This window comes from Actinocorallia populi (assembly GCF_002995495.1).
Lineage (GTDB): Bacteria > Actinomycetota > Actinomycetes > Streptosporangiales > Streptosporangiaceae > Actinocorallia > Actinocorallia populi.
The window spans coordinates 88,645-115,463 of record NZ_PVZV01000001.1 but is presented as its reverse complement, the minus strand read 5'-3'; the positions used below and the strand labels follow the sequence as shown (position 1 = coordinate 115,463).

The window sequence follows — 26,819 nt, the reverse complement described above, 5'->3', positions numbered from 1 at the left end:
CTTGCACCGTCTGTGAGGAGGATCATGTTGAAACCGCCAGATGTGCGGGCGCAAGCGGCCCTGTCCGTACGGGACCTGACGGTCTCCTACGGGCGTGCCGTACGTGCACTGCACGAGGTCTCCTTGGACGTGCCGCAAGGTGAGATCGTCACCGTCCTCGGTGCCAACGGCGCCGGCAAGACGACGTTGATGCGTGCCATCTCCGGCACGTTGCGCTTCCACGGGGGAGTCGTCACCTCCGGGAAGGTCACGTACTCGGGCGTCAGCCTGAACACGTCTCCCGCGCACCGCATCGTCGAGACCGGCATCGTCCAGGCACCCGAAGGGCGCCGCGTCTTCGGCCGTATGACGGTCGAGGAGAACTTGAAGGTGGGCGGATTCCACGCCCCGGAGTCCACCAGGAAGCGGGTCTTCGACCTGTTCCCCGTCCTCGCCGAACGCCGCAAGCAGCGTGCGTCGCTGCTCTCCGGCGGTGAGCAGCAGATGCTCGCGATGGGCCGTGCGCTGATGGCGCGTCCGAAGGTCCTCCTGCTGGACGAGCCGACGCTGGGCCTGGCCCCGCTGATGGCCCAGACCATCGCCAAGACGATCACCGAGATCAACGAGCAGGGCACGTCGGTCCTGCTCGTCGAGCAGAACGCGGCGCTGGCGCTGCGGCTCGCCCACTACGCCTACGTGCTGGACGTCGGGAAGGTCGCGCTGCGCGGTCCCGCCGCCGAGCTGGCCGCCAGTGACGAGGTCCGCCAGCGCTACATGGGCGTCGTCGACGAGCAGATCCCGGTCGCCTTCGGCACCCGAACGCTTTCGAGGTGGGAAGGATGAGCGCGATACCGGAACTGGTGGTCAAGGACCTCACGGTCAGGTTCTCCGGGCTCGTGGCCCTCGACTCGGTGAGCTTCACGGTGCATCCCGGGACGCTCCACGCCGTGATCGGCCCCAACGGAGCCGGGAAATCCACCTGCTTCAACGTCCTGTCGGGCGTCTACAAGGCCACTTCGGGCAGCGTGCACTTCGGCCGGCGTGACCTGACGACGATGTCCCCGCACCGTGTGGGTGCGCTCGGCGTCTCACGGACGTTCCAGAATCTGGCGTTGTCGGCGGCCCTGTCAGTAGAGGACAACCTTCTTCTCGGCAGGTACAGGCTGATGAAGACGGGCATCGTCCGGGCCGGTCTGCGCTGGCCCTCCGCGTTGCGCGAGGAGAGGAGACACCGCGAACGCGTCCGGGAGATCGCCGACTTCGTGGGTGTCGCCCACCACTTGAAAATCCCCGTAGGCGGTCTGCCTTACGGCGACCAGAAGCGCGTCGAACTGGCTCGCGCCCTGTGCGGAGAGCCGCGCCTTCTGATGTTGGACGAGCCCGTGGCCGGGATGAACGCCACCGAACGGCTGAGCATGGCGGGCCTGATCGTCTCCGTCCGGGAGGCGTTGGGGATCTCCGTCCTGCTGGTCGAACACGACATGGGCATGGTCATGCGCCTCGCGGACGAGGTCACCGTCCTGGACTTCGGCAAGCGCATCGCCACCGGCACGCCCGCCGAGGTTCAGGAGAACCCCGAAGTCCTGCGGGCCTACCTGGGAGAGGAGGTCTCATGACGAGGCTGCTGGAACTGCTCATCAACGGCCTGAGCCTCGGGGCCGTGTACGCGCTCATCGCGCTCGGCTTCGTGGTCATCTTCAAGGCCACCGAGGTGGTGAACTTCGCGCACGCGTCCCTGCTGCTCCTGGGCGGCTACGTGACGGCGGTCTTCCACGACGACTTCGGTTTCGTCGGGGCGCTGGCCGTCGGCATCGTCGTGGCGGCCGCGGTCGGCGCGTTCGTGGAGTTCTTCCTCCTGCGGCGCGCCAAAGCCCGCCGCGACGTGATCGGGATCGCGACGATCGGCATCGACATCGTGCTGACGGCCGAGCTGAGCAGGCGCCTGGGCACGTCCGTCCTGGCCCTCGGCGACCCGTGGGGCAACAAGGTGGTGCAGTTCGGCGGCATCACGATCGCGCAGACGCGCATCGCCGCGCTGATCGTCGCCGCCGTGCTGATCGCCCTGTTCCTCGCCGCGTTCAAGTACACCCCGTGGGGCATCTCGATGCGGGCGGTGGCCGAGGACTCCGAGACGGCCGCTCTCATGGGCATCCGCCTGGGCCGCATCTCGATGTCGGCGTGGTGCGTGGCGGGCGCGCTGGCCGCGGTCGCCGCGGTCTTCATCGCCGCCTTCCCCACGCCCGGCCTGGACCGCACGACGTCCCTGGTGGCGTTGAAGGCATTCCCGGCCGCGATCCTCGGCGGGCTCGACTCCATGACGGGCGCCCTGGTCGGCGGCCTGCTCATCGGCCTCACCGAGGCGCTGGTGGGCGGCTACCAGAACGAGTTGTCGTTCCTGGGCCGCGGCCTCGGCGACGTCGCCCCCTACGCCGTCATGATCGTCATCCTGCTGGTCCGGCCCTCCGGCCTCTTCGGCACCCGGGAGGCCTCCCGTGTCTAAGCTGCGCTGGGCTCCGCTCCTCCTGCTGCTGCTCCCTCCGTTCTACCTGGACATGTTCTGGCTGCAGGCGGGCCTGTTCGTGATGGCCGCCGCGATCGGCGCGATCGGCCTGAACCTGCTCACCGGCTCGACGGGCCAGTTGTCGATAGGCCACTCGTTCTTCCTCGCGATCGGCGCGTACGGGTACGTGTACTTCGCCGGGGAGTCCGACGGGCACGTGGCGGGTCTCGGCCTGCCCACGCCGCTGGCCGCGGTGCTCGCCGTGGTGCTGGCGGGCCTGGCCGGGCTGGCGTTCAGCCCGATCGCCGGCCGGCTGTCGGGGATGTACCTCGGCATCGCCTCCCTCGCGCTGATCTTCGTGGGGCAGCACGTGCTGTTCAACTTCGAGAAGGTCACCGGCGGGTACAACGGCCGCTCCGTGGAGCCGATGAACCTCTTCGGCTTCCCGTTCGACGGCTCGACCGACCTCGTCGTGATGGGCGTGCCGTTCGGCGCGCAGGAACGGTTGTGGTTCTTCGGGCTCGTCCTGCTCGGCCTGGCCGCCTGGTTCGCGTACGGGGTGCTGAACGGCCGCCCCGGGCGCGCGATGAACCTCATCCGCGACCAGCAGATCGCCGCGGGCGTGCTCGGCGTGCCCGTCGCCCGGATGCGCAGCGCGGTGTTCACGCTCTCGTCGATGTACGCCGGGCTCGCCGGGGTGCTGCTGGCGCTGGCGTTCCAGCGGGCCGTGCCGGACTACTTCGGCGTGCTCCTGGCCTTCGAGTACCTCGCCATGATCGTCATCGGCGGTCTCGGCTCGGTGGCCGGCGCGGTCGTCGGCGCGGCGTTCGTCACCCTCCTCCCGCAGCTGCTCACCCGCTACAGCGACTCGCTCCCGCTGGTCGCGGCGGCCGGCGGCGAGGGCGTCGCCCCCTCCGACGCGGCCCGCTACCTGTACGGCGGCGCGGTCGTCGTCATCGTCCTCTTCCTGCCCGCCGGGCTCTCCGGCCTGCGTGTCCCTTTCCTCACCCCCCGTAAGGAGACCACCCCATGAAGCTCCGCAAGTACGTCATCGGCCTCGCGGTCCTGGCCGTCACCGCCGCCGGCTGCAGCAGCAAGTCGGCCACCGACGACGGCGGCACCGACTCCGGCGGCGTCAAGACCGGTCCCGGCGTCACCGCCGACAAGATCACCCTCGGCGCCCTCACCGACCTGACCGGCGTCTACGCCACCCTCGGCAAGAGCATCACCCAGGCGCAGCAGCTGTACTTCGAGCAGCTCAACCAGGCCGGCGGGGTCTGTGGACGGGACGTGGAGCTGCTCGTGCGCGACCACGGCTACGACGTCCAGAAGGCGGTGGGCGCCTACACCGAGCTCCAGCCGAAGGTCGTGGGCCTCCCGCAGGTCATCGGCTCCCCGATCATGGCGGCGATCGCCGAGAACGTGGCCAAGGACAAGGTCCTGACGATCCCCGCGGCCTGGCCGTCCCAGCTGCTCAAGGTGCCCTACGTGCAGATCGTGGGCGGCACCTACGAGCTGGAGATGATCAACGGCGTCGACTTCCTGGTGCGCGAGAAGGGCCTGAAGAAGGGCGACAAGATCGGCCACGTCTACTTCGAGGGCGAGTACGGCGAGAGCGCCCTGGCCGGCGCCAAGTTCGCCGCCGAGAAGGCGGGCCTGACCGTCGTCGAGCAGCGCATCAAGCCCACCGACAACGACATGACGTCGCAGGTCAGCGCGCTGAAGTCCGAGGGCGTCAAGGCGATCCTCATGAGCGCCGGCCCCCGCCAGTCCGCGTCGCTGGCGGGCGTCGCCGCCGCGGGCGGCCTCAACGTCCCGATCGTCTCCAACAACCCCGGCTACAGCCCGCAGCTGCTGGGCACCCCGGCCGCCAAGGCCCTCGAGGCGAACTTCTACTACATCAGCGCCACCCAGCCGCCGAGCTCGGACGCTCCCGCGATGGCCAAGCTGGTCGGCGACTACACCAAGAAGTACCCGAAGGACGTCTTCGACGGCGGTGCCACGTTCGGCTACGTCTCCGCGAAGGTCTTCGGCGAGTCCCTGAAGAAGGCCTGCGACTCCAAGGACCTGACCCGCGAGGGCGTCTACAAGGCCCTCCAGACGCAGTCGGCCTTCGACAGCGAGGGCCTCATGCCGGTCCTCGACTTCTCCAAGCCCGGCCAGGTCGGTACCCGCGAGTCCATCATCCAGCGCCCCGACAGCAAGGCCAAGGGCGGTCTCGTGGAGGCCACCGAGCCCTTCACCTCGGACGCGGCCAAGGAGTTCGACCTCGGCTGAGGTCCCCATGACCAGCGCCTGCCGGGTCGGGGCCCGGCAGGCGCTGCCTTTTGTCCATGAATTTGGGACAAGCCGGAACCAAGAAGATCACCTTTTTCGTCTGACGGGTGAGAAGAAAGGACGTGCCGATGACCCTCGCCGATGACTTCCTGCTGCTCGCCCTTCACCAGGAGAAGGGCAAGCCCCTGGTCTCCACCCTGTACGTCGAGTACGGCCTGGTGGGCGCCGTCCTCGCGGAGCTGGCTCTGGCGGGCCGCATCGGCTTCGACAAGGACAAGGTCCTCGTCCTGGACCCGACCCCCGTCGGCACCCCCGAGGAGGACGCGGCCCTGGCCCGGCTGGCCGAGGAGGACAAGACGCGCCGCGCCTACTGGTGGGCGGGCAAGCTCAGGTCCGGCCTCCGCCAGCGCGCCCTGACCCGCCTGGTCGACGCGGGGGTCCTGGACGAGGAGCGCCGCACCGTCCTGGGCGTCTTCCCCACCACCCGCCACCCCGAGGCGAACCCGGTCCCCGAGCAGGAGCTGCGCGCCCGCCTCACGTCCGTCCTGCACGGCGCTCCCGCCGACGTCCGCGACGCCGCCCTCCTGTCGATCGTCCAGGCCTGCCGCCTGAACCGGGCGGCCTTCCCCGACATCGACAAGAAGCAGTTCAAGAACCGTGTCGAGTCCTTCGCCGAGGACAACGAGGTGGGCGAGGTCGTCAGGAAGACGATCCAGCAGATCGAGGGCATGATGGTCGCCGTCATGGTCGCCGCGACCGCCGGAGCCTCCGCCGGCGGCTGACCGCGCCGGTCAGGGGCGGGCGAACTCGAGCCGGACGGCGTCCTTGTCGGACAGGACCATCACGACGCTGGTCCGCCGTGTCCAGGCGTCGGAGACGAGGAAGTACCGCCCGCCCACCCGGTCGAGGAGCCGCAGGCCCGCATAGCGGTACAGGTACGGCTTGCCGCCCTCCTTCGGGGAGGGGGCGAGGGGGGACTCGGTGATGCCCGGAGCCTCCAGGTGGAGGCGGTTCTGGCTGTAGACCGTGACGCGCGTCAGCTTGGACGGGGCCACCGAGTCGGCGAGGGTGTTGCCGAGGACGGTGGCGTAGTTCGAGGTGCCCCAGAAGAGCGCGACGCCCGCCATGACGCCCACGAACACCTTCAACGCGGATTCCCGCGGGTGCGGTTCGTCGCGGGTGTGCAGGTGAAAGGCGTAGAAGGCCAGCAGGATGCCCGCGCCGATCGTGAAGGGAAGGGCGATGTAGGTCCACTGCCGCCAGGGCTCGACGTAGCCGAGCAGGAGGGTCAGGACGGGCAGGATCAGCCAGGCCAGCGAGAGCAGGACCATGACGGTCCTCGTGAGGCGGCCCGGGGTGCCCAGGGCTCGGTTCAGCCAGTGGTCGAGGGCCAGCCAGAGGAGGCCGCCGATGCCGACCACGATGAGCAGCACGAGGATCTGGCCGACGCTGCGCAGCACGTACTCGCGGGTGGACATGCCGAGGATCGCCTCATCGATCCCGAGGCGCCCGGCCATCACGTCGCTGCGCTTCCAGCCGAAGTAGACCAGCAGCGCCGTCACGACCGTCGCGTTGGCGAGCACGGTGGCCACCCAGTACAGCAGCTGCGACGTGCCCGCCTGCGCGGGTTCGTTCCCGTCGTTCATCCGGCGGGAGCCGGGGTCTCGATCGGTTCCCCCTCGGGGACTTCGGGTTCGGGGGCGGGGCTCTCCCCGGTGCCGGGCACTTCCGGTTCCTGGGTGCCGGGCTCGTCGACGTCCGGGCCGGGATCCTCCGGGTAGGGGTCGTCGGGCGGCCCCGGGAAGGCGGGGATGTCGGGGCAGGTGCCGAAGGCGGACCTGGGCTGGGCGCGCAGGACGCTCCCGGCCGTCCGGTACAGCTCGCACATGAACCAGCTGTCGGCGGGCTTGGCGGCCCCGGTGAACAACCGGGTCGCCGTCGCGGTGTCACGTCCGCACAGGGCGATGCCGACCCGCAGGAGCCGGGCCGTTGCGGAGTCGATGTGGTAGTCGGCGGGCCCGTTCAGATTCTTCTCGAGCGTCGATTGGGCTTTGGCGCAGTTCTGCTGGGTGAGCTGGTAGTAGACGTAGCCGGGTCGTACGTCGGTCGAGGTGTCGCCGAGAGGGAAGTCGAGGTGCGAGTAGTCGGGCTTGTCGCCGGGGCCGGGGTTTCCCCCGTCGGGCCGCTGCGACGCCGTCGCGGTCGTGTCGCTCTCGTTCTCGCCGCCGGGCGTCTCGATCGCACCGCTGTTGCAGGCGGCCAGCGTCAGCAGGAGCAGCGCCGGCCAGAACTTTCCGCGCATGCTGGGGGGCATGGCGCGAGGGTAACCGCTGGTTTTCCCGTTCGGGAGTATGTGCCTGCTCGAGTACGGCCCGTAAATGCCGCGGCTCGTCCCTTTATTCAGTTTCAGCCGTTTGCGAGGGCGGTGACCGTCTTCCAGTTCCGGGTGGTGGCGACCACTCCGAGGCGGCGTTCGAGGAAGGCGTTGTTGAGCTTGGTCCGGCCGTAGCCGTTCGGGCAGTAGAGGTAGACCTCCCGGCCTTTCGCCGCGAATTCGGCGGCTTCACCGGTGGGCTTCTCCAGCACGGCCGTCGGTGTCTCGCCGAGGAAGGCGACGTGGAGTGCGGCCGGGTCCTCGCGGTCGCGGAAAGGGTGGGTCGCGAGGACGTGCTTCAGTTCGTCTTCGGTACGGAGAAGGACACGTGTGCTGACTCCGAGGTCCGCGGCGATACGCACTTCGAGTTCTTCGGCGAGGCTTTCGGCCGGTCGGGCGGAGTCGAAGAACACGTTCCCACTCTGCAGGTATGTCCGCACTTCGGTGTGGCCCAGGTCCGCGAACGACTCGCGCAGCGCCGCCATGCCGATCCGGGTGTTGCCGCCCACGTTGATGCCGCGCAGCAGTGCGATGTATCTCGACATGGTTCGACCCTACGCATCACCGGCTCGTCCGGGCTCGCGGACGGCGAAGCCCCCGGGGGTGAACCGGGGGCTTCGGTCGGGCTCAGCCGGGTGTCAGATGTTGGACCACCAGCGGTAGGCGCCGTCGGAGTAGCCCTTCGACGTGATCCACGGCTTGTAGGTGCGGCCGCTTCTGGTGTGGTAGAACTTGCCCTTCACGCGGGACGTGACGGAGCTGCCGGTGCGCTTCAGGTGCTTCTGGCCCCAGCCGCGCCAGCGGTAGGTCGCCCGGTCGTAGGTGTAGCTGCGGTACTTGGCGTTGGCCGAGAGGACCTGGTAGCCGTCGTAGCACCAGTTGAGGCGGAGCTTGACCCAGATCAGCCAGCGGCCCTTCTTGCCGTTGCTCTTGACGACGCGCAGGCCCTGCTGGCGTTCGAACCAGCGGCAGGGCGCCTTCTTGAGGGCCCTGGCCTTCTTGGCGCTGTAGGGGGTGCCGTCGCGCTCGGCCTGCGCGAGAAGTTCCGCGCCCGGGATCGTGCCCTGACGCACGACGGTGTCCTCGACGGTCCGGCTCGCGGTCTCGGGGGCTGCGGCGGCGGGGGAGCTCGTGCTGACGAGCCCTGCGACCAGGGCCACGGACAGGGCCGCCGCGGTCGTGAAACGTCGCATAAGCGACTCCTCGCGTAAAGAATCCATAAGGTCCACGAGAGCGTAACAACCTCGGCGAGATCAGTTCATCTCGGTCCGGAAACTAGATCACGCTCGACGGGAACCGGGGGGCTGTGGGCCGCCGGAGGTGCCTCCGCCCCGCTTTCGCGCGGCGGGAGTACCGAGCGACCCGGTAGGTATGACGCGTGTCCTGCCGTCTTGGTTGGGTGGTGGCCGATGTGTGCCAGAAGAAGGGGTTGCGGGTGGTGAGGGCTTCGTTCCCGGGCCGGGTTCCGCGGCCCGCTGAACTTAGTGCAGGTCGGTTGCGGTCGGCCTAGAGTCGACGCATGCCACGCGACTCCCTGACCAAGGACCAGATCGTCCGGACCGCGATCGAGCTGCTCGACGAAGAGGGCCTGGAAGGCCTGAACATGCGGAGTCTCGGCAAGCGGCTCGACGCGGCCGCCACCGCGGTCTACTGGCACGTCAAGAACAAGGACGACCTGGTCCTGCTCGCCGGCGACCGGGTCTGGCAGGAGATCGAGCTCCCCGACCCCGAGGAGGCCGACTGGCGGGCGGCGGCCACCGCGCTGGCCACCGGCCTGCACGCGATGCTGAGCAGGCATCCCTGGCTGGTGCAGGCGTTCGGCTCCTACCTGTTCTACGGGGAGGGGAAGGCGCGCTACGACGACCGCAGCCTCGCCGTGTACGAGAAGGGCGGCTTCGGCGGCGACCCGGCCGACCGGGCGGTCGCCGCCGTCTTCACGTTCGTGCTCGGCAGCGTGCTCGAGGTCTCCGCCACGGCCTCGCTGACGCGGCGCCTGGGCCGTAACGGAGGCGACGCCGAGGAACTGTTCCAGGAGACCCTGGCCAGGGCGGGCGAGGTGGCCGAGCGGTTCCCCCGGCTACGCGTCCGCCTCGAGACCCGCCAGGCCACCGACTACGCGGCCGGGCCCGACGAGACCTTCCAGTTCGGCCTCCGGGCTCTGCTCGACGGCCTCCAGGGCAGGATCACCGGCTGACGGGCGGCGGCCCCGTCTGCCCTTCGGGGGTTTTGGCCGGAAGCGGGCGGCTTCTGGTGATAGGTCCGGGCGCACGGCAAGATCATGCAAATCTCACTTCTGTCGTCGCCCAGGAGAGATTCTCCGCAACGGGAAGGACCGCCCGCCATGACAACGACTCCCGAGACTCCGCTGTGGCTGCAGGGCAGGGAGGCGGTCCTCGCCGCCGCCTCGCCCGAACAGTGGCGCGAAGGCGCGCCCGACTACCACTACTCGCACGAGATCATGCCGGCGCAGCGGACGAGGCAGCCGGTCCCCGGCTCGCTGGAAGCGGTCGTGGAGAGCATCGTCCAGGTCTTCGAGATGGAGGTCTCCCACAAGAAGGACCCCGCCACCTGGGTCTCGGTCGTCGCGGATCATTTCCGGACGAACGTTAACGGCGGTCCCTGGGCGTCGTCCGCCGACATCGCGGAGCGGGGCAGCTACAACATCCTCATCGGGGACGGCCCCTTCTACCCGGCGTCCTCGGAGAGCTTCGATTCGTCCCACAAGATCTTCCTCCAGGCCTTCCCGATGGGGTTCTTCTGGGAGGTCCTCGAAGTGCTCTCCCCGCCGCCCGTCGTGGCGTTCAAGTGGCGTCACTGGGGCACCTTCGAAGGCGAGTACAAGGACTTCGCCCCCACCGGCGAGGTCGTCGAGATGTTCGGCCTCAGCGTCGCCAAGGTCACCGACGACCTGCGCCTCCTGGAGGTCGAGCACTACTACGACCCGAACTCCTTCCTCGGCAGGCTCACCGGCGGCTGCCCGGTCTCCCGCTGACCGGCCCCGCCCCGGCCTCCCGCCGCGACGTCGAAGGCGCGGCGGCCGGGGCGGCTTCTTCCCCGACCGGCCGGTGAATGTGTCTGCGGAGTGACACACATGATGCACTCAGAGTGGCGACCCGTGTGATCGGGTAGTGGGCAACGCATGACAGAGCTCGCCCACACCGCTCGCCTCGACGTCATCGTCGAAGGCTATGTACGCACCCCGCGCGTGGCAGGGACGGTGAGCCTGATCCGCGACGCGGACCGGGTCATCGTCGTGGACCCCGGGATGGTCGCCGACCGCGACCTCATCCTCCGCCCGATGCGCGAGCTCGGCGTCGGACCGGAGGACGTCACCGACGTGATCGTCAGCCACCACCACCTCGACCACACCGTGAACATCGCGTTGTTCCCCATGGTCCCCGTGCACGACTTCCAGTCCGTCATCGAGGGCGACGTGTTCACCGGTCGTCCCGCCGAAGGCGCCTGGCTCACCCCGAGCGTGCGGCTGCTCGCCACGCCCGGCCACACGCCGCAGGACATCACGACCCTGGTCGGCACGCCCGACGGCGTCGCGGCGCTGACGCACCTGTGGTGGACGGCCGAAGGCCCCGCCGACGACCCCTACGCCGACGACCGCGAACAGCTGCGCAAGCAGCGGGAGCGCGTTCTGGAGTTCGCCACGTCGGTGGTCCCGGGGCATGGCGCGCCCTTCCGCCCGGCCCTGTCGACCCCGCGCTGAAGCCGCCGCGGCCCGCCCCGCCGGGCGGGCCGCGCGGGCACCCTCAACCGGCCGAAAGCCGCGGCGGGCTCCACTCGAAGATCGGCGCCGTCTGCCGGACGACGGCCGCGGAACCGAACCGGCCGACTCCCCACATGAGCGTGTCGCGCAAGGCCGTCGCCAGCGGGGAGCGGAGTCCCACGAGCCTGGAGGCCCGGTGGGAGTTCTGGACGACCATCCGGGTCCGGGGGAGACGGGCGGCGGTGTAGCGGGCGAGCCCGTCCGTCCGGTCGGCGAGAGAGGCGAGCACGACCGCGTCCTCGATGGCCTGGCACGCGCCCTGCCCGAGGTTCGGGGACATCGCGTGCGCCGCGTCCCCGAGGAACGCGACACGGCCGACGTGGTAGGCGGGCAGCGGGTCCGCGGACCAGTAGACGTCGTTGTGCAGGATCTTCTCGGGGTCCGCGGCGCCGATCAGCTCCGGGATGGGCGAGTGCCACCCGCTGAACCGGCGCAGCAGCTCGGCCCGCTCGTCCTCGAAGGTCTGCCCGGCCGGGGCCACCGCGCTCGCGTAGCAGTAGATCCGCTTACCGCTCAACGGCATGATCCCGAAGACGTCCCCGCGTCCCCAGCTCTCGGTCGTCCGGAAGCCGCGTCCGGGCTCCTGAATGACGAACCGCCAGGTGGTAGAACCTGAATAGCGTGCTTCCGGATGGCCGGGGAACAACGTTTTCCGGATGATCGACCGCACTCCGTCGGCCGCGACCACCAGGTCGGCCGCCAGCTCTCCCGCAGAGGTGGTGACCGCTCCGGTCTCCGGGTCCACGGCCGTCACGGTCGTCGAGGTCCTGACGGTGTCTTCCGGCAATCGCGAGAGAAGCAGGTCGACCAGTTCGGCCCGCAGCGCGATGACCGCCAGGTCGTCATACCTCTCCATCATCGGCGCCGTCACGTCCGCACGCACCAGCCATCGCCCGTCGGACCGTCGGATCCCGCTCACCCCGTCGATGGCGGCGAGTTCCCGAGCGGCCCGTCCCACTCCGACGGCGTCGAGCGCCCGCAACGCGTTGGGCCCCAGGCTCAGCCCCGACCCCACGGGGTCCAGGCTCGCCGCCCGTTCGCAGACGGTCACGTCCCAGCCCCGCACCCGCAGGGCGGCGGCGGCCGTCAGCCCTCCGATCCCGCCCCCGACCACGACGGCACGCTTCGCACCCATGACAGGCCCTCTCGCCGAAGCAGAGAATCGCTTCCCCTGCGTTCTCTCCACCGTAAATCCGGTCCGCGGACCCCGCCCGCCGGGGCCCGCGTAGTGACGATCAAGGTCGGTTCCGGCAGGTCGGGTTCTCGGCGGGCAGCCTTCCGGACTCGAGGTAGGCGTTCACCTTCGCGTCGACGCAGGCGTTGCCGTACTCGCCGTACACGCCGTGGGCGATGGTCCCGGCCAGGGTGAGCAGGCGGGAGCCGGTCAGCGCCCGGTGCGTGGCCAGGCTGCCCCGGTAGGTGGTGGCGGTGTCGCCGGTGGTGGAGACGATCAGCGCCTCGGCGTCGTTGGCGATCTCGGTCGGCGTCTCGCGGGGCGGTTCGGGCCAGAAGGCGCAGGGGGCGATGTTGGCGGTGATCGGCCCGAAGAGGGGGTGGCGGTCCCGGTCGCGCTGGATGTCGTTCCAGTAGACCTCGGGGTCGCGCGGGGCGGCGACGTCGCCGCAGATGATCGCGGCCGCCGGGCTGCCGTAGTGCGAGCTCGCGCCGTCGAGCACGAACTGCAGGAGCCCTTCCAGCTCCGGGCCCGGCGTGACGGTGATCCGCCTCGCCGCTTCGTCCAGCACCTTCACGGTGTCCGAGAACGAGGCGCGGGCCTCTTCCCGGTCGCTGCCGACGCCTTTCGAGAACACGTACGGCACCAGGTGCTCGTCGACCTCGTACGAACCGACGCGCAGCGGCCGGTCCGCCGCCGCCTCGACGATCTGCCGGACGGTGGCGAGCACGGCCTTCCGGCTCGTGCCCAGGCCGTAGTCGTCGTGCCGTTCCGCGGCCCATGACGCCCAGGCGTTCAGCGCCCGGTCCAGGGCGGGTTCGCTGCCCTGCAGCAGCCTGGGCCCGTACCGCTGCGGGTCACCGGCGCTGTCGAGGACGACCCGGTCGGTGCGTCCCGGGAACATCTGCGTGTACACGGCGCCGAGGTAGGCGCCGTAGGAGTAGCCGAGGTAGGAGATCCGGCGTTCGCCCAGCGCCGAGCGGACGACGTCCATGTCCCGGGCGGTGTTGCGGGTGGTGGCGTACGGCAGCACGTCGCCGTGCCTGCTCGCGCACCGTTCGGCCAGGTCCTTCTGGAAGGCGGTCTGGCGGTCGAATCCGGTCCGGTCGGTCCCGGCCGACCGGACCCAGATGCCGGTGGGCCAGCCGCAGTCGATCGGCGCGCTGCGCCCCACGAACCGCGGGTCCACTCCGATCAGGTCGTACCGGGCGCCGACCTCGCCCATGTGGGCGCGCGTTCCCAGCGGCATGCCGAGCGTCGGTTCGGCGGGGCCGCCCTGGTTGAGCACCAGGGCTCCGATCCGGCGGGACCGGTCGGTGGCGGGCAGCCGCGACACGGCGATCTCGATCGTCCGGCCCGCCGGACGGGTGTAGTCCAGCGGCACGGTGACCTGGGCGCACCGGGCGCTGGCCTGGTCCAGGGCCGCGCCGGTCTCGTCGTCCGCTCCCTGCCGGCAGTCGGTCCAGGTGACGCGCTGGTCGTAGTAGGAGGCGAGGCCGTCCGCGGCGGCGGGCGCGGCGGAGCACGAGGCCGACATGACCAGTGCCGCGGCGGACGCGCTCAACCGCCGGAGCAGTCTCGGGTGGGGCTTCTTCGTCGTCATGACCGTGAAGCTAGGTTCGGCGGCTTTGGAACGGGATGGTGCGCGCTGCCGCTCGGAACTACAGTCCGCTGTAGTGCCCTGCTGGCCGTTATGCCCCAATACTGAGGGTTCGGTCTTGGAGGGCGGGGAGAACGAACATGCAGAAACGGTGGGTGCCGCCACTGCGCAGCGCGGGTTATCTGATCGGCGGCCTGCTGAACGCCTTCGCCACCGCTCTCGCGCTGCCGCTGCTCGTCCTGCCGGCTCAGGCACGCGCCTGGTCGGACCGGCATCGACGACGCGCCGGTCGGCTGCTCGACGTCCCGGTCCCGGACCGTCCCGCACTCTCGCACAGCGGGCCCCGACGGCGGTTCCGCATCGACCCGGACACGCGCCGGAGCCTGCTGTGGTTGCCGATCCACGTGGTCACGGCGTTCCCGTTCGGGCTGGCCGCGTTGTTGTGCCTGGGCAACCTCCTCACGGCCCTGTGGGCCACGGCGTTCTGGTGGGTGGCTCCCGGGGAGGCGAAACTGCTGGGCGGGATCCCGGTGACCAGCTGGCCGCTCGCGTTGACCGCGGCACCGCTGCAGGTCGCCGTACTGACCGCGCTGGCCTGGTGGGGTGGCCCTCCGCCGGCCCGCGCACACGCCCGGATGTGCCTGGCCGTGTTGTCGCCGTCGGCCGCCCAGCAGCTCACCCGACGGGTGGAGGTGCTGACCCGGACCCGGACGGAGGCCCTGGACTCCCACGCCGCGGAACTGCGCAGGATCGAACGCGATCTGCACGACGGGGTGCAGGCACGGCTGGTGGCCACCGCGATACGGCTCGGCGTGGCCCGTGAGGCGCTCACCGAAGCCCCCGCGGGCGTGACCGAGCTGGTGCGGGAGGCCCACGAGGGGATAGAGGAGGCGATGACGGAGCTGCGCAACGTGATCCGCACCGCCTACCCGCCGATCCTGGCCGACCGCGGTCTGGACGGGGCGCTGGCGGCGCTGGCCGCGGGCTGCGGTGTGCCGACCCGGGTGCACGCCGGTGACCTGGGCAAGGTGCCGGCCGCGGTGGAGGCGGTCGCCTATTTCGTGGTCGCCGAAGCACTCACCAACACGGCCAAGCACGGCCGTGCCACCCGCGCCGAGGTGCACGTCCGGCGGACCGCCGCCGGGTTGTCGCTCCGGATCGAGGACGACGGGGTCGGCGGCGCGGACGAGACACTGGGCACCGGCATAGCGGGGATCCGCCGCCGTGTCCTCGCGCTGGACGGGGATGTCCTGGTCACCAGCCCTCCAGGGGGCCCGACCGTGATCGTCGTGGAGGTGCCGTGCGGGTCGTGATCGCCGAGGACAACGTGTTGCTGTCCAGCGGCCTGGAACTGCTGCTGGGGGCCAGAGGCTTCGAGGTCGTCGCGGTCGCCGGCGACGGCGACGGCTTTCTAAACGCCGTCACCGAGCACCGGCCCGACGTGACGATCGTCGACGTGCGGCTCCCGCCGACCTTCAAGGACGAAGGGATACGCGCCGCTCTGCGGGCACGCAGCCTCTACCCGAACCTGGCGGTGCTGGTGCTGTCGCAGTACGTGGAGCGGGAGTACGCGCGGGAACTGCTCTCCGACGGCCACGGAGGCATCGGCTACCTGCTCAAGGACAGAGTGGGTCGGGTCGCGGAGTTCACCGACGCGCTCCGCCGTGTCGCTGACGGCGGCACCGCGATGGATCCCGAGGTCATCTCCCAGCTCCTCCTCAACCGCGACCCGCTCGCCGATCTCTCTCCCCGCGAGCATCAGGTGCTCGCCCTCATGGCCGAAGGCCATGACAACACCGACGTAGCCGAACGGCTGTCCATCACCCTCAACGCCGTCCACAAGCACATCGGCAACATCTTCGCCAAGCTCGGACTGTCCCCCGACGACAGCGGCCACCGCCGAGTCCGAGCCGTACTCGCCTACCTCAACCGCCGGTAGCCCCACGAGCCGCATGTACGGGTCCTCTGGGCCTATCCCGCGAGGGCTTGGACCGGCGCCTCCTGCACAGGGGTGTCTCCGGCCGGACGGCGCGACCGCACCAGGAGAGCGACACGGGTGGCGAGTACGCCGATGTTCATCGCGGCCGCGACCGACGTCCAGGCGACCAGAGCCGTCGAGTAGTAGCAGAGCTGGACGAACGTGATGTCACGCCCGCCTCCGACGAGCAGGCCGAGCAGGTCGGGAAGGGCCACCAGCAGCGCCAGGGGGACGAGCCGGGGCAGCAGCCGCGGGGCGAGCCGCCAGGACGGCGTGGTGCGGAACCGGTCGGCCCAGGCCCGCGCACGCCGTAGGTTGCGGACGCCGAGGAACACGCTCAGCAGGGTGAGAGCGCCCAGCACCAGGTCGACGATCAGCCTTACCGGGGCTCCGGACGACGGCTCGCCACCGGTCACAAGGGCGGCCAGTTCGTTCGCCAGCGGGCCGATGCCCTCGTTGCCGAGACCTATGCCGCTGTTGCCGACGACCGCGATGCCGTAACCCTCGGGGAGCAGAAGCGCTTCGGCGGAGTAGGTGAACCATATGCCGCTGTGGTGAGCCCGGCCCTCCTGGTCGGTGTCCCAGCCCATCCCGTACGTCCACCGTCGGTCCGACGAGGTGTGCATGGCCTTGACGCTCGCGTCCGAGGCTAGCCGAACGCCGTTCGCCGCCACACCTGAACCGCTCTGCACGATCAGCCATTCGGCCAGGTCGGAGGCGGTGGTGAGCACCCCATCGGACCCGCCGACGAATCGTTTCGGCTCCGTGGCGGCGAGCGACGCCCCGTAGGCGTAGATGTGGCCCTTGCGCACGCCGTTCGGCAGGTCGCGCGGGGTCTGGTCGATGGTGGTGGTGTCCTGCATCCCGATGGGCTCGAACACATGACGCTTCAGGTAGTCCGCGAACGGCTCACCCGAGACGACCTCCACGAGCCGGGCGGCGAGGTGGTAGTTCGTGTTCGTGTAGAAGTACTTCGTGCCGGGCTCGGCGGCCAGCGTCGCGTCACGGGCCCGTGTCACGGTGCCCGCCAGTGAATCCGGCTGCGGCAGGCTCTTCTCCGGGAGCGTGTTGTCATTGATCCCGGACGTCTGGTTCAGCAGCTGCCGGACCGTGATGCGCGCCCCCCGGGAGTCGGAGATCCGGAAATCGTGCAGGTAGTCGCGCACGGGGGAGTCCAGCTTCACCTTCCCGGCCTCGACCAGTTGCATCACGGCGAGGGCGGTGAACGACTTGCTGACCGAGGCCACCGGCACCGGCGTCGTCGCGGTCAGCGCGGCCCCGGACGAGTCACGCCCGTACCCGTCCGCATAGAGCACCCGATCGCCCTTGGTGATCGTGACGACTATGCCCGGATACCCCGCCTTGTCGGCGAAGTCGCGCACGACCTCCTCAACGGCCGCCTCGTCCGGCCCGTCCAGCGCGGAGACCGGCCCAGGGCCCGCCAGAACCGCCGAAACGACGGCCACCGCCGCCCCCGCGATCCGCCACCAGCTCTTGCCTTGCCCCACAGCGCACTCCGATCGTCCTGCCGACGTCGGCCACGCTAGAGATCACGGACTCCCCGCCACAGGACCCGAAAGCCAGCCGCCACCCCTGACTTTCGTCAGCCCTGCCCGCATCAAAGGAGGCTCGGACGGACGCCGCTCAGCCTTCGGCGTCCTGCGGTGAAGGCGTCGCAGCCTTCGTTCTCCCGCGCCGGATCAGGCGGACCACCAGGAAGAGCACGACGAGGGCGGCGAGCAGGATCCAGGACGCACGTCCGAGCAGCTGTTCCAGCCGGGTGGCGGAGGCACCCGCGAAGGCGCCGAGGCTCACGTAGAACGCCGCCCACAACAACGATCCCGCCAGCGAGGCGGACAGGAAGTGCCCGTACCGGACCTGAGCGGCACCGGCGGCGGCCGGTGTGAGCGTGCGCACCACGGGGATCAGCCGGGTGACGAACACGGCGGCCGCACCGTACCGGTGCAGCGCCGCGACGGCGCGGTCCCAGTGCCGCACGCCCAGCCGCCGCACCACCGCCAGATCCCGCATCCGTCCGCCGTAACGCCGCCCGAGCAGGTAGCCGACGTGATCGCCCGCCGTCACGCCCACCGCCACGATCAGAAGAAGCGCGACGAACCGCCCCGGCCCGGTGGCCCCGGCACTCAGCAGCAGCACGCCCGTCTCCCCGGGAATGACCGACCCGACGCCCAGCCCCGACTCGGCGAACGCCAGAGCTCCCGCCACCGCCCCCACCACGGGAAAGGGAAGGTCACTGATGCCGCCGATGAAATCCGCGATCCCGCCCACCGAACCCCCGCCGCTCCACCGGATCCCCCCGGCCCCTTCGGTCGAGCAACGCCTGCCGTGTCCAGGTTCCCCACCCCGACGACGCATCCCGTGCCGGAAATGCTCTCACACGCCGTTCTCGCCTTCGCCAAGGCGAGACCTTCCTCCCCGGCAGTGTGCGACGTTCCGGAGGCTAGCCCCCCTACGAAGACACGGGTCAGCTCTATGGGACGACGCGCATGCGATCCGTAGCGTCGGCGACATGCGAATCTTCAGTGCAAATCTGGTGATCCCCGCCCCTCCGATGGCCACCCCGGCCAGGACGCCGGCATGCGCAAACTGATCGCCTTCGCCGCGCTGGCCGCCACTCTGGCGGGTACGGCGTCCGTGCCCGCGTCCGCGCACGCCCCCGAACCGGCACTGAGCTGGGGAACATGTGTGACCGGACCCGACGACGAGCAGGGCCGCGAGCTGGAGAAGGCCGGAGCCGAGTGCGCCGAACTGGACGTCCCGCTCGACCACGCCGACCCGCGCGGACACGAGATCAGCCTGGGCCTGTCGCGGATCAAGGCGACCGGGCGGCGGATCGGCACCCTGATGGTCAACACCGGCGGGCCCGGCGGACAGGCCATGGCCGAACCGCCGTTCATCCGGGACGCCTTGAAGGACGTCGGGACCCGCTACGACATCGTCGGCATGGACCCCCGGTTCGTCGGCCGCAGCACCCCGCTGGACTGCGGCTGGCCTACCGGCACCTGGATCCGCTCGGCAGGCCTCACCCGCGCCTCCTTCAACGAACAGGTCGAGTTCCAGCGCGACCTCGCCCAGCGGTGCACGGACACCAACGGATCCGCCCTGCCGCATGTCACCACCCGGAACACGGCCCGCGACATGGACGCCGTCCGGACCGCGCTCGGCGAGGAGAAGATCTCCTACCTGGGCTACTCGTACGGCACCTACCTGGGCGCGGTCTACCACGAGATGTTCCCCGGCCGACTCGACCGGATCGTCCTGGACGGCGCGCTGGACCCCGCCTACTACGGCAACCGGCTGCTCAGGAACGCCCTGGACGTCAGCGACCGGGTCCTCGGAGAATGGTCGGCCTGGACCGCCGAGCGTGACGACCGTTACCACCTCGGCCGCACCCGCGCCGCGGTGCTGGCCACCGTCGAACGGCTGGTGCGGGCGTCATCCCGGAAGCCGCTGCAGATCGGCTCCTACCAGGTCGACGACACCCTGCTCCCGGTCGTTCTGATCAACCTGATCGCCGACGACCGGGACCCCTCCCGCAAGCTGCTGGCCGAGACCGTCCGATCCTTCCAGCAGGCCGCCCGGCACCGGCCCGTCACACCGCCGGACGAGCTGCTCTCCATACTGGGCAGCCTCACCACCTCCACCGATTCGGCCTACGGCAGCGTCCAGGCCTCGATCCTGTGCGGAGACGTCGCCGTGCCCCGCGACCCCGAGGTCTACTGGCGCGACGTGCAGGCGACCCGGCGACGCTCCCCGATCCTGGGCCCGGTCGTCGAGCACATCGGACCGTGCGCCTTCTGGAACACCGCCCCCCGCGAGGCGCCCACCAGCATCACCGCGGACGCCCCCGCCCTGATCGTCAACGCCCGAGGCGACACCCGCACCACCTTGGCCAGCGCGCAAGCCCTGCACGCCCGCTGGCCCAGCTCTCGCCTCATCACCCTGGACGCCTCCACCCACGGCATCTTCGGCTACTACGGCAGCACCTGCGTCGACGATGCGATCATCGACTACTTCCGCACCGGCGCCCTCCCCGCCGCCGACAGCACCTGCCCCTCCTGACCGTCCTCCCTCATCCCGATGGCCCCCGCGCGACCCGGCGGGGGCCGTCCGGGTGAGGGGCCTGTCGCGGGTGCGAAACCAAGGTCGCTGGGCGTTCGCTAGTGGTCGGAGGTGAGGGCGCAAAGGCGTTCTCTGGTCTTTCGGATGGCGTTCTGCTGCGCATCGAGGCGTGTGGCCAGGGCGTCCAGTTCGGCGCGGAGATCCGGGCACATCTCCAGCGCAACGCCGTGGTCGCCGGTCCGTGCGCAGTCGATGTACCGGCGTATGGTGTCGGTTCCCAGGCCGGCGGCGATCATCGTCTTGATCTGGGCCACGCGTGGGATGTCCGACTCCGAATAGATCCGGTAGCCGTTGGCGTCGCGTGCGGGGACCAGCAGGTCGCGGTCCTCGTAGTGGCGAAGGGCTCGCGCACTGACGCCGGTTCGTTCGGCGAGTTCGCCGATCAGCACTCGTCCTCCTGCGATTTGACCTTCACGCCGGCGTGAACCCTTAACGTCCAGCGCATGACATCCACTGCAACCGGACGGCGGGCTTCGATCTTCCACGGCTACGGCGCCACACCTGATGACCACTGGTTCGGATGGCTCGCCGAACGACTTGAAAACGCTCGTATCCCGACCACGGTCCCCGCTCTGCCGGACCCTGAAGCACCGGATCCCGACCGGTGGACGGCAGCGGTGGAAGCCGTCGTAGGGACACCGGACCGCGATGCGATCGTCGTCGCCCACAGCCTCGGCTGCATCACGGTGCTGCGCCACCTTCGCTCGCTGACGGGACCGTGGCGTCTCGGCAACCTCGTTCTCGTCTCCGGGTTCGTCGACAAGCTGCCGGCGCTCCCGCTCCTGGACTCCTACATCGGCGACGGCCTGGATGTGACAGGGCTGAGCGACCGCATCGACCACCTCACGGTCATCCGTTCGGACGAGGACCCCTACGTTCCTACGGGCCACACGGACCGGCTTGCCGGCCTGCTCGGAACCTCAGCGCTGATCGTCCCGGGAGCCGGGCACTTCCTGGCGTCCGACGGGGTGACATCGATCCCTCGCGTCCTCGACGCGATCGCATGACGTTCACTGCTGGAGCCGACTTACGGTCTCGGGAGGCTCTCCTTCGGGGGAGTCTCTCTGCGCCTTGCCGAGCGCGCTGGGGCCGTGGGCCGAGACGCGGGGGATGAGGAAGGCCGTCGCCGTCGCGGCGATGGCCATGCAGGCGATGGACAGGGGGATGGCTTCGGCGGGTGAGCGGCGGGCGACGGTGTCGATGAGCGTCGGCAGCACGACGCTGCCGGTCATGGTGGCGGTGAAGAGCAGGGCGTTCGCCGACTGGTTGTCGTCGACGGTCTGGGCTATCCAGTTCAGGATCGCGGGGAGTACGGGGGCGAGGAAGAAGCCGCACATGGCGTAGGCGATCGGTGCGGCCGCCGGGTGCGCCGCGGCCAGGAGGGATCCGGTGGCCGCGATCAGCGACAGCCGGATGATCCGGTGGGGTGCCTGGCCGCGGGCGAGGAACGGGATGAGGAAGCGGCCGAGGCACAGGCCCGCCCAGAACAGTGACGCGAGTCTGGCGGCGGTGGCGGCGGAGTGCCCGATGCGGTCGAGGTGGGTGGCCTCCCACGCGCCGATCCCGGTCTCCAGCCCCGCGTACAGGAAGCCCAGCGCGAGGAAGGCGAGCATCAGGGAGCGGTGCGTGCTGAAGGCGGTCCCCTTCGGTGAGGGGACGCGGGGTCCGGGCGGCTGCGGGAGGTTGCCGATGCTCAGGCCGAGTGGCGCGAGCACGCCTGCGACCAGGAACACCGCTCTGGCATGGCTGCCGGTCGCGCTCACCGTGAGGGGGCCGAGGATCGCTCCGACGCCGAAGACGGCGTTGATGAGGCTGAGCACCACGAAGCCGTGCTCTTTGGAGCGGCGGGCGACGATCGAGTTGAGGTACAGGACCAGGCCCCCGTACCCGGCGCCGGTCAGCACGGTGGCGACGCAGAACACGGCCCAGGTGCCGGCGACGCCCATGGCGATCGAGCCGCAGGCGAACAGGGCCAGCAGGGTGCGCAGCGCGATCCGTTGGCCGAACCTGCGGCTGCCGAGCCCGCAGATCAGGATCGTGGCGAGGGCGCCGAGGTTGTAGGCGCTGACCAGCCAGCCGCCCTCCTGGTCGGCGAGGCCGTAGACCTCGCGCAGGCTGGGGAGCGCCGCTCCCAGGGCCGCGGTGCTGAGGCCCAGGACGAAGAACAGCAGGAAGACCGAGGCCAGTCCGGAGCGCGGGATCGCCGCCTCGGTCCGGGCCGGGTCAGGCGGCATGGTCGTTCACGCGGACGTCGAGCAGGGCGAGGGACGCGACGGCGTGGTCGTAGGGGGCGTGCGGGCCGCCCTTCCCGTCCTCGATGGCGATGGCCCGCATTCCGGCGGTACGCGCGGCGTGGAGCCCTGCGGCGGCGTCCTCGATGACGACGCAGTCGCCGGGCGGGACGCCGAGTCGGTGCGCCGCGGCGAGGTAGCCCTCCGGGTCGGGTTTTCCGGCCGTGACGTCGTCGGCGGTGATCAGCACGTCGGGGGTCGGCAGGCCCGCGGCGGCCAGGCGGTTCAGGGCGACCGGGCGGTGCCCCGAGGTGACCACGGCCCACGCCCGCCCGTCGAGCCGCTGGAGGATCCGGGCCGCTCCCGCGCAGGCGGCGATCCCGCCGATGTCGGTGATCTCGCGTTCGAGCAGGAGCCGTGCTTCGGCGGCGGCGTCCAGGTGGGGGGCGACTTCGGCGACGAGTTCGGCGTTGGTCCGTCCGGGCGACACGGCCACGACGTGCCGGGGGTCGAGCCCGCGGCCGAGGGCCCAGTCGTGCAGGTGCCGCTCGATGGTGTCCAGCGAGTCCACCAGCACGCCGTCCATGTCGAACAGCAGCGCGCCGCACGCCATCGCGGCGCCCGGCAGCGTGACCTCGATCCCGGCCAATCCGGGGACCTCCTTCTTTAATGTTCTGTTTTTGAACATGAAAACACCCGCATGGGTCCGCATGCGATGGCAGACTGGTCCCGGCACGTCGGCCGACCCGTATGGTCAGGCTTCGAGTGGGATGGAACGCCCTCTTCGTCGGACCGTGAAGCCGGTGGGCCGCGTTCATGTTCTTTGCAAGAACAAGATAGTCCGGAGTGAATGGACATGACAAGGCCTGGTCAACGACCGACGACGCCCGGCCGGCTGCTGGCGCTGCTGCACCGCCGGGGAACGATCACCCGGGCGGAGGCGACCGCGCATCTGGGGACCGCGCGCAGCGCGATGGGCGAGGCGGTCGCGGAACTGGCGGGCCTCGGCCTGGTGCGGGTCGGCGCGGAGGCGACCTCGCCGCAGCGGGATTCGGCGGGCCGCGGCCGGACGTCGCCGACACTCGACCTGGCCGAGGACGGCCCCGTGTCGGTGGCCGTGCACTTCCATCCGTCCGGAGCGGACCTGGCCGTGATCGGCCTGGGGGGCTTCACCGCGAGCCTGGAGCAGATACCGGTCGCATGGCGCCACGAGGACCTGGAGTCCTCGCTCCAGCAGGTCGCCCAACGCATCCGAGCCGCCGTGACGAGGTCCGGACGGATCTGCGTCGGGGTCGGAGTCGGGGTGGCCGGAGTGGTCAGCGGCGACGGCCGCACCGTCCTGTCGGCGCTCTACCTGGGCTGGACCGAGGTGCCCCTGGCCGAGATCCTCGAGACCTTCCTTCCCGACGGGCTGAGGGTGTCGATCCACAACGACGCGGCTCTCACCGCGCTGGCGGAGTTCCGCCGGGGAGCCGGCCGCGGCGCCTCCACGCTGCTGGTCCTGAGCTGCGAGCACACCGGCATCGGCGGGGCACTGGTATCCGGACACGGTTCGACGGAAGGACTCCGGCACACACTCGAAGCCGGGCACCTCGTCCTGGACCTCTACGGCCCCCCTTGCCCCTGCGGGCAACGCGGCTGCCTGGAGCTGTACTGCGACGGACGCGCGCTGGTCAAGGCGACGGGCCACGACCACCCCGACGCCCCGTCAGGCTCTCGGGCGATCATCCTCCGGGCCCGCGACGGCGAACCCGACGCCCACCGGGCCGTCCGGGACGTCGCCAACCGCCTGGGCACGGGACTGGCCAGCCTGGTCAACGTGCTCGGTCCCGACCGCGTGGTGCTGGCAGGCATCCTCGGCGACTACCTCGCCCTCGCCGCAGACGACCTCCAGGCGCATCTCCACGCCTCGATCGTGGCACGGCTCCACCAGACGACACTGACCTCCGCGGCCCTCGACCGGCCGGTGCTCCTCGGCGCCGCCGAACACCTCTTCGAACCGCTGCTGGCCGACCCGGTCCAGGAGATGCGGAACGCCGCATTCCCAGGCGGGTAAAAGCTCTCTTGCATGCTTGCCGTTGTTGCAAGTCATTTGCAATAGTGGGGATCATGGCCACTTACGCACTGCCGGACCTGCCTTACGACTACGCGGCGCTGGAGCCCGCGATCACGGGGGAGATCCTCGAACTCCACCACTCCAAGCACCACGCCGCCTATGTCAAGGGCGCCAACGACACCCTGGAGCAACTCGAGGAGGCTCGCGCCAAGGAGCAGTTCGGGGGACTCGTCGGGCTGGAGAAGACCCTGGCTTTCAACCTGTCGGGCCATGTGCTGCACTCGATCTTCTGGGACAACCTCTCTCCGGACGGCGGGGACCGTCCCGAGGGCGAGCTCGCCGCGGCGATCGATGAGGATTTCGGCTCGTTCGAGGCGTTCAGCAAGCAGCTGACCTTCGCGACCCAGACCGTTCAGGGGTCGGGCTGGGGCGTGCTGGGCTGGGAGCCGATCGGGAAGAAGCTGATCGTCCAGCAGGTCTACGACCACCACGGCAACGTCGGTATCGGCTCGACGCCGCTGCTGGTGTTCGACGCCTGGGAGCACGCCTACTACCTGCAGTACCGCAACGTCCGCCCCGACTACGTGGCCAAGCTGTGGACGCTGGTCGACTGGAACGACGTCGCCGCGCGCTTCAGCGCGGTCCAGGGCTGAGGCCCTGCACGAACCGCGGCGCCGGCCCGGACGGGCCGGATCATGCTGGATGCGAGCTTTTCCGGTCGGCGCCGCCTCTCCGCTCCTTCCGCAGGTTGTCGAGAGCGCGCTTGGACGCCCGATGACGTCTTGACTTCGCCACGGCCTGGATCAGGCGGGCCGGTCTGCGGAAGAGCTCGTGGTCACGGTGCCCGCCGGTGAGTCGTCTGCGTGTCAGTCGAAGAGGCGTGGCCGCGGTGGGCGCGATCCGGCCAGGCATCGAAGAGCCCCGGACATTGACCGCCCTTCGGGAAGGACTTACGTTCACGATAATTTCGAAACAGACAAAGGACAATTTATGTCACGTATTGGGCGAATAGCGGCAGTCTTCGGTGCCGTCGTCCTCTCCCTCACCGGAACGGTCACCCCCGCCCACGCCGCCACCACCGAGATCCGCGAGGCGGACGCCCCCGGCAGCCTCTACTCCGGCCCCATCCAGGCCACGCTGATCAAGCCCCTGAAGTTCCACATGGGGAACGGTGTGTACATCACCTGCACCACTTCCTCCTTGTACGGCACCATCGAGTCCGACGGCTCCCCGCTGACCATCACCTCAGGCATGATCGGCGGCTGCACCGGCGCCCTTCCCGCCGTCGCCTTCCAGGACCTGCCGTGGATCGGCTACGCCACCTACTCCCCGACACCCCCTCCCCCCGACGGCTCCGGCAGGGACGGGGTCTTCCGCATCCCCGGTTTCAAGATGACCATGTCCTCTATTCTGACCTGCACGTACGGCGCGACCCTGAACGCGAACGGGTTCAACGGCGCCAACCCCGACCGCCCGGTTCTCTCCAACAGCGAACTGCAGCTCGACTTCACCGGCTTCTCTCCCATCCGGCAGTCCGGCGGCCTGTCCTGCCCCGGTACCTGCACCGCGGCGCAAGGCACCTACCAGCTCATGGGTTCGAACGGTTCCGGCTCCTACAACAAGTCCCTCTCCCTCACCGGCACCTGGCCCTAGGGCAGCGGCCGTGCGGGCGACACCTGCTCGGTGTGGACGACGACGTCGAACCAGTCCGCCAGCGACCCGCCGGACAGGTGATGGGCGGCATCATCCTGCGGGTCGTAGAACGGCCCGATCAGCCGCGTCCGGGTCGGGGCGTCCAAGAGGCGACGGATGGGTTCGGGACGCGGGGCCCGCATGTTCAGGATGTACCCCGCTCTGCCCGCGGCGGCCTCGCTGAGAAGGGCGTCGACGAAGCCCGCGTTCGGGGTGGGAAGGGGCACGCCGATCGAGCCGCGCGCCATGGTCAGCCCGATCGAACGGTAGCCCGAGCCCAGACGTTCGCGCAGGTAGCCACCCATGTTGCGGTGCGTCTCGGGAGGCTGGGACGGAGACACCGTGCGAGGGTCACCCACCGCGGTGTGCGCCATGCCGCCCCAGTAGACGACCTTGTCACCCGAACGCTCCTGCCACGCGGCCACATCATCGGCGAGCGTCCGTTCCACCGCGGCCAGTCCGCCGAGCCGAGTCGTGTGCCGCACGGGCTTGTCCGGGGCCTGCGCGAAACGCACAGGGTCGTGGGGGTGGCGCTGGTTGTAGGAGCGCATCCAGCAGATGAGGTCGAGGATCTCCCCGGTCTGCCAGAACACCCGCGCCCCGGACAGCAGCTCCCTCGGGTCCCCTTCACCGGTGGCGACATAGACGTCCAGGCCGAGCCGGGCCGCGTCGTCACCCTCCAGGGCCACGGTCCGAAACCCTTCCTGTTCCACCAGCAGCCGCACGATGCGGTGCGCCACCACCGACAACTCACGCGTCTGCCGCGCGGCGGCACCCAGCGCCACGATCTCGGCATCGCGCACCAGAGGCGCCAACGGCTGTAGATCTTCCAATGGTTCGTCGGGCTCACCGCCGGCCAGCGTGTGGGAGTTCTCTTCGATCCATTCAGCCACCGTCCGCACCGACATGCCGTCCCCCTCGTCCTTTGTACTCCGCTGCAACGATCTTCCAACTTGAAGTTCGGTTGAGGTCAAGGGCGATCACCGGGCAGCGCTCGTTCCCACCGACATCGATACGGGTGTGAGGACGGGATCCGG

The 26,819-nt window shown here is 70.0% G+C and carries 28 protein-coding genes; 16 read left to right on the top strand and 12 right to left on the bottom strand.

All coding sequences use genetic code 11. The features are described from left to right. Positions 1–24: 24 nt before the first annotated feature. From C2865_RS00595 to C2865_RS00570, 6 genes are all read left to right on the top strand, one after another. A complete protein-coding gene (locus tag C2865_RS00595) occupies positions 25–822 on the top strand; it encodes an ABC transporter ATP-binding protein (RefSeq protein ID WP_198652801.1) in 798 nt (265 codons plus the stop codon). Next, positions 819–1,595 (top strand): ABC transporter ATP-binding protein, encoded by a 777-nt coding sequence (locus C2865_RS00590; protein ID WP_106396307.1) that lies wholly within the window; start codon positions 819–821, stop codon positions 1,593–1,595. The genes C2865_RS00595 and C2865_RS00590 overlap by 4 nt, the downstream gene beginning before the upstream one ends. After that, entirely contained in the window at positions 1,592–2,479 is an 888-nt protein-coding gene (locus C2865_RS00585) for a branched-chain amino acid ABC transporter permease (protein WP_106396306.1), read from the top strand. Before C2865_RS00590 ends, C2865_RS00585 begins: the two co-directional genes overlap by 4 nt. Continuing rightward, the gene (locus C2865_RS00580; RefSeq protein ID WP_332873317.1) at positions 2,472–3,512 is read left to right on the top strand and encodes a branched-chain amino acid ABC transporter permease; all 1,041 of its coding nucleotides are present in this window, start codon (positions 2,472–2,474) and stop codon (positions 3,510–3,512) included. The genes C2865_RS00585 and C2865_RS00580 overlap by 8 nt, the downstream gene beginning before the upstream one ends. Beyond that, the gene (locus C2865_RS00575; protein ID WP_106396305.1) at positions 3,509–4,756 is read left to right on the top strand and encodes an ABC transporter substrate-binding protein; all 1,248 of its coding nucleotides are present in this window, start codon (positions 3,509–3,511) and stop codon (positions 4,754–4,756) included. Before C2865_RS00580 ends, C2865_RS00575 begins: the two co-directional genes overlap by 4 nt. A gap of 128 nt (positions 4,757–4,884) precedes the next feature. Next, positions 4,885–5,538, top strand: a complete 654-nt coding sequence (locus C2865_RS00570) for a GOLPH3/VPS74 family protein (RefSeq protein ID WP_106396304.1) — start codon at positions 4,885–4,887, stop codon at positions 5,536–5,538. A 9-nt stretch (positions 5,539–5,547) separates the two neighbouring features. Here C2865_RS00570 and C2865_RS00565 read toward each other — a convergent pair whose 3' ends face one another. From C2865_RS00565 to C2865_RS00550, 4 genes are all read right to left on the bottom strand, one after another. Further along, positions 5,548–6,402, bottom strand: a complete 855-nt coding sequence (locus C2865_RS00565; protein WP_106396303.1) for a hypothetical protein — start codon at positions 6,400–6,402, stop codon at positions 5,548–5,550. Beyond that, entirely contained in the window at positions 6,399–7,070 is a 672-nt protein-coding gene (locus tag C2865_RS00560) for a hypothetical protein (protein ID WP_106396302.1), read from the bottom strand. The genes C2865_RS00565 and C2865_RS00560 overlap by 4 nt, the downstream gene beginning before the upstream one ends. A gap of 92 nt (positions 7,071–7,162) precedes the next feature. Continuing rightward, positions 7,163–7,675, bottom strand: coding sequence for a DUF1697 domain-containing protein (locus C2865_RS00555; RefSeq protein ID WP_106396301.1), 513 nt, complete (start codon positions 7,673–7,675; stop codon positions 7,163–7,165). Between the two features lie 93 nt (positions 7,676–7,768). Continuing rightward, positions 7,769–8,323, bottom strand: coding sequence for a hypothetical protein (locus C2865_RS00550; protein ID WP_106396300.1), 555 nt, complete (start codon positions 8,321–8,323; stop codon positions 7,769–7,771). A gap of 326 nt (positions 8,324–8,649) precedes the next feature. On the opposite strand from C2865_RS00550, the gene C2865_RS00545 reads away from it, so the two are divergent. The 3 genes from C2865_RS00545 to C2865_RS00535 all read left to right on the top strand — a co-directional run bounded on the left by C2865_RS00545 (position 8,650) and on the right by C2865_RS00535 (position 10,848). Further along, a complete protein-coding gene (locus C2865_RS00545) occupies positions 8,650–9,324 on the top strand; it encodes a TetR/AcrR family transcriptional regulator (RefSeq protein ID WP_106396299.1) in 675 nt (224 codons plus the stop codon). A 147-nt stretch (positions 9,325–9,471) separates the two neighbouring features. Then, positions 9,472–10,122 carry a SnoaL-like polyketide cyclase gene (locus C2865_RS00540; protein ID WP_106396298.1) on the top strand — a complete coding sequence of 217 codons (651 nt, stop codon included), beginning with the start codon at positions 9,472–9,474 and terminating at the stop codon, positions 10,120–10,122. 147 nt (positions 10,123–10,269) lie between these two features. Continuing rightward, positions 10,270–10,848 carry an MBL fold metallo-hydrolase gene (locus C2865_RS00535; RefSeq protein WP_106396297.1) on the top strand — a complete coding sequence of 193 codons (579 nt, stop codon included), beginning with the start codon at positions 10,270–10,272 and terminating at the stop codon, positions 10,846–10,848. A gap of 43 nt (positions 10,849–10,891) precedes the next feature. Here the strand turns inward: C2865_RS00535 and C2865_RS00530 are convergent, their stop codons facing one another. Continuing rightward, a complete protein-coding gene (locus C2865_RS00530) occupies positions 10,892–12,043 on the bottom strand; it encodes an FAD-dependent monooxygenase (RefSeq protein ID WP_106396296.1) in 1,152 nt (383 codons plus the stop codon). 100 nt (positions 12,044–12,143) lie between these two features. Then, positions 12,144–13,685 carry an alpha/beta hydrolase gene (locus C2865_RS00525; protein WP_106396295.1) on the bottom strand — a complete coding sequence of 514 codons (1,542 nt, stop codon included), beginning with the start codon at positions 13,683–13,685 and terminating at the stop codon, positions 12,144–12,146. Between the two features lie 137 nt (positions 13,686–13,822). On the opposite strand from C2865_RS00525, the gene C2865_RS00520 reads away from it, so the two are divergent. Together C2865_RS00520 and C2865_RS00515 are read left to right on the top strand one after the other, a co-directional pair. Then, a complete protein-coding gene (locus C2865_RS00520) occupies positions 13,823–14,995 on the top strand; it encodes a sensor histidine kinase (protein ID WP_106396294.1) in 1,173 nt (390 codons plus the stop codon). Next, entirely contained in the window at positions 14,983–15,621 is a 639-nt protein-coding gene (locus C2865_RS00515) for a response regulator transcription factor (RefSeq protein ID WP_106396293.1), read from the top strand. Before C2865_RS00520 ends, C2865_RS00515 begins: the two co-directional genes overlap by 13 nt. A 32-nt stretch (positions 15,622–15,653) precedes the next feature. Here C2865_RS00515 and C2865_RS00510 read toward each other — a convergent pair whose 3' ends face one another. Further along, complete coding sequence (locus tag C2865_RS00510; RefSeq protein WP_198652800.1) at positions 15,654–17,168, bottom strand: serine hydrolase domain-containing protein; 1,515 nt, start codon at positions 17,166–17,168, stop codon at positions 15,654–15,656. A gap of 136 nt (positions 17,169–17,304) precedes the next feature. Further along, positions 17,305–17,886 (bottom strand): DedA family protein, encoded by a 582-nt coding sequence (locus C2865_RS00505; protein WP_232835268.1) that lies wholly within the window; start codon positions 17,884–17,886, stop codon positions 17,305–17,307. Between the two features lie 372 nt (positions 17,887–18,258). On the opposite strand from C2865_RS00505, the gene C2865_RS00500 reads away from it, so the two are divergent. Continuing rightward, positions 18,259–19,743 carry an alpha/beta hydrolase gene (locus C2865_RS00500; protein ID WP_106396291.1) on the top strand — a complete coding sequence of 495 codons (1,485 nt, stop codon included), beginning with the start codon at positions 18,259–18,261 and terminating at the stop codon, positions 19,741–19,743. Between the two features lie 98 nt (positions 19,744–19,841). Here the strand turns inward: C2865_RS00500 and C2865_RS00495 are convergent, their stop codons facing one another. Further along, positions 19,842–20,192, bottom strand: coding sequence for a MerR family transcriptional regulator (locus C2865_RS00495; RefSeq protein WP_106396290.1), 351 nt, complete (start codon positions 20,190–20,192; stop codon positions 19,842–19,844). Positions 20,193–20,246: 54 nt separating this feature from the next. On the opposite strand from C2865_RS00495, the gene C2865_RS00490 reads away from it, so the two are divergent. Continuing rightward, positions 20,247–20,810, top strand: coding sequence for an RBBP9/YdeN family alpha/beta hydrolase (locus C2865_RS00490; RefSeq protein WP_106396289.1), 564 nt, complete (start codon positions 20,247–20,249; stop codon positions 20,808–20,810). Between the two features lie 3 nt (positions 20,811–20,813). On the opposite strand, the gene C2865_RS00485 is transcribed toward C2865_RS00490, so the two are convergent. Continuing rightward, complete coding sequence (locus C2865_RS00485; RefSeq protein ID WP_106396288.1) at positions 20,814–22,037, bottom strand: MFS transporter; 1,224 nt, start codon at positions 22,035–22,037, stop codon at positions 20,814–20,816. Then, the gene (locus tag C2865_RS00480) at positions 22,027–22,722 is read right to left on the bottom strand and encodes an HAD-IA family hydrolase (RefSeq protein WP_198652799.1); all 696 of its coding nucleotides are present in this window, start codon (positions 22,720–22,722) and stop codon (positions 22,027–22,029) included. The genes C2865_RS00485 and C2865_RS00480 overlap by 11 nt, the downstream gene beginning before the upstream one ends. 168 nt (positions 22,723–22,890) lie before the next feature. Here C2865_RS00480 and C2865_RS00475 point away from each other — a divergent pair, with 168 nt between their 5' ends. The 3 genes from C2865_RS00475 (at position 22,891) to C2865_RS00465 (ending at position 25,743) form a co-directional block, all read left to right on the top strand. Continuing rightward, entirely contained in the window at positions 22,891–24,090 is a 1,200-nt protein-coding gene (locus C2865_RS00475; protein ID WP_157963490.1) for an ROK family protein, read from the top strand. A 53-nt stretch (positions 24,091–24,143) separates the two neighbouring features. After that, the gene (locus C2865_RS00470) at positions 24,144–24,743 is read left to right on the top strand and encodes a superoxide dismutase (RefSeq protein WP_106396286.1); all 600 of its coding nucleotides are present in this window, start codon (positions 24,144–24,146) and stop codon (positions 24,741–24,743) included. A gap of 337 nt (positions 24,744–25,080) precedes the next feature. After that, entirely contained in the window at positions 25,081–25,743 is a 663-nt protein-coding gene (locus tag C2865_RS00465) for a hypothetical protein (protein ID WP_106396285.1), read from the top strand. Here the strand turns inward: C2865_RS00465 and C2865_RS00460 are convergent. Next, positions 25,740–26,690: an erythromycin esterase family protein gene (locus C2865_RS00460; RefSeq protein WP_198652798.1), complete on the bottom strand. Its 951-nt coding sequence runs from the start codon at positions 26,688–26,690 to the stop codon at positions 25,740–25,742. The genes C2865_RS00465 and C2865_RS00460 overlap by 4 nt on opposite strands. Positions 26,691–26,819: the final 129 nt, after the last annotated feature.

Bases quoted from the DNA above. Each gene is read 5' to 3' on its own strand.
- C2865_RS00560 (WP_106396302.1), bottom strand. From the start codon at position 7,070: ATGCCCCCCAGCATGCGCGGAAAGTTCTGGCCGGCGCTGCTCCTGCTG.
- C2865_RS00570 (WP_106396304.1), top strand. From the start codon at position 4,885: ATGACCCTCGCCGATGACTTCCTGCTGCTCGCCCTTCACCAGGAGAAG.
- C2865_RS00500 (WP_106396291.1), top strand. From the start codon at position 18,259: ATGCGCAAACTGATCGCCTTCGCCGCGCTGGCCGCCACTCTGGCGGGT.
- C2865_RS00525 (WP_106396295.1), bottom strand. From the start codon at position 13,685: ATGACGACGAAGAAGCCCCACCCGAGACTGCTCCGGCGGTTGAGCGCG.
- C2865_RS00595 (WP_198652801.1), top strand. From the start codon at position 25: ATGTTGAAACCGCCAGATGTGCGGGCGCAAGCGGCCCTGTCCGTACGG.
- C2865_RS00520 (WP_106396294.1), top strand. From the start codon at position 13,823: ATGCAGAAACGGTGGGTGCCGCCACTGCGCAGCGCGGGTTATCTGATC.
- C2865_RS00530 (WP_106396296.1), bottom strand. From the start codon at position 12,043: ATGGGTGCGAAGCGTGCCGTCGTGGTCGGGGGCGGGATCGGAGGGCTG.
- C2865_RS00475 (WP_157963490.1), top strand. From the start codon at position 22,891: ATGACAAGGCCTGGTCAACGACCGACGACGCCCGGCCGGCTGCTGGCG.
- C2865_RS00540 (WP_106396298.1), top strand. From the start codon at position 9,472: ATGACAACGACTCCCGAGACTCCGCTGTGGCTGCAGGGCAGGGAGGCG.
- C2865_RS00590 (WP_106396307.1), top strand. From the start codon at position 819: ATGAGCGCGATACCGGAACTGGTGGTCAAGGACCTCACGGTCAGGTTC.
- C2865_RS00575 (WP_106396305.1), top strand. From the start codon at position 3,509: ATGAAGCTCCGCAAGTACGTCATCGGCCTCGCGGTCCTGGCCGTCACC.
- C2865_RS00545 (WP_106396299.1), top strand. From the start codon at position 8,650: ATGCCACGCGACTCCCTGACCAAGGACCAGATCGTCCGGACCGCGATC.
- C2865_RS00555 (WP_106396301.1), bottom strand. From the start codon at position 7,675: ATGTCGAGATACATCGCACTGCTGCGCGGCATCAACGTGGGCGGCAAC.
- C2865_RS00460 (WP_198652798.1), bottom strand. From the start codon at position 26,690: ATGTCGGTGCGGACGGTGGCTGAATGGATCGAAGAGAACTCCCACACG.
- C2865_RS00490 (WP_106396289.1), top strand. From the start codon at position 20,247: ATGACATCCACTGCAACCGGACGGCGGGCTTCGATCTTCCACGGCTAC.
- C2865_RS00585 (WP_106396306.1), top strand. From the start codon at position 1,592: ATGACGAGGCTGCTGGAACTGCTCATCAACGGCCTGAGCCTCGGGGCC.
- C2865_RS00565 (WP_106396303.1), bottom strand. From the start codon at position 6,402: ATGAACGACGGGAACGAACCCGCGCAGGCGGGCACGTCGCAGCTGCTG.
- C2865_RS00485 (WP_106396288.1), bottom strand. From the start codon at position 22,037: ATGCCGCCTGACCCGGCCCGGACCGAGGCGGCGATCCCGCGCTCCGGA.
- C2865_RS00470 (WP_106396286.1), top strand. From the start codon at position 24,144: ATGGCCACTTACGCACTGCCGGACCTGCCTTACGACTACGCGGCGCTG.
- C2865_RS00550 (WP_106396300.1), bottom strand. From the start codon at position 8,323: ATGCGACGTTTCACGACCGCGGCGGCCCTGTCCGTGGCCCTGGTCGCA.
- C2865_RS00480 (WP_198652799.1), bottom strand. From the start codon at position 22,722: ATGTTCAAAAACAGAACATTAAAGAAGGAGGTCCCCGGATTGGCCGGG.
- C2865_RS00535 (WP_106396297.1), top strand. From the start codon at position 10,270: ATGACAGAGCTCGCCCACACCGCTCGCCTCGACGTCATCGTCGAAGGC.
- C2865_RS00465 (WP_106396285.1), top strand. From the start codon at position 25,081: ATGTCACGTATTGGGCGAATAGCGGCAGTCTTCGGTGCCGTCGTCCTC.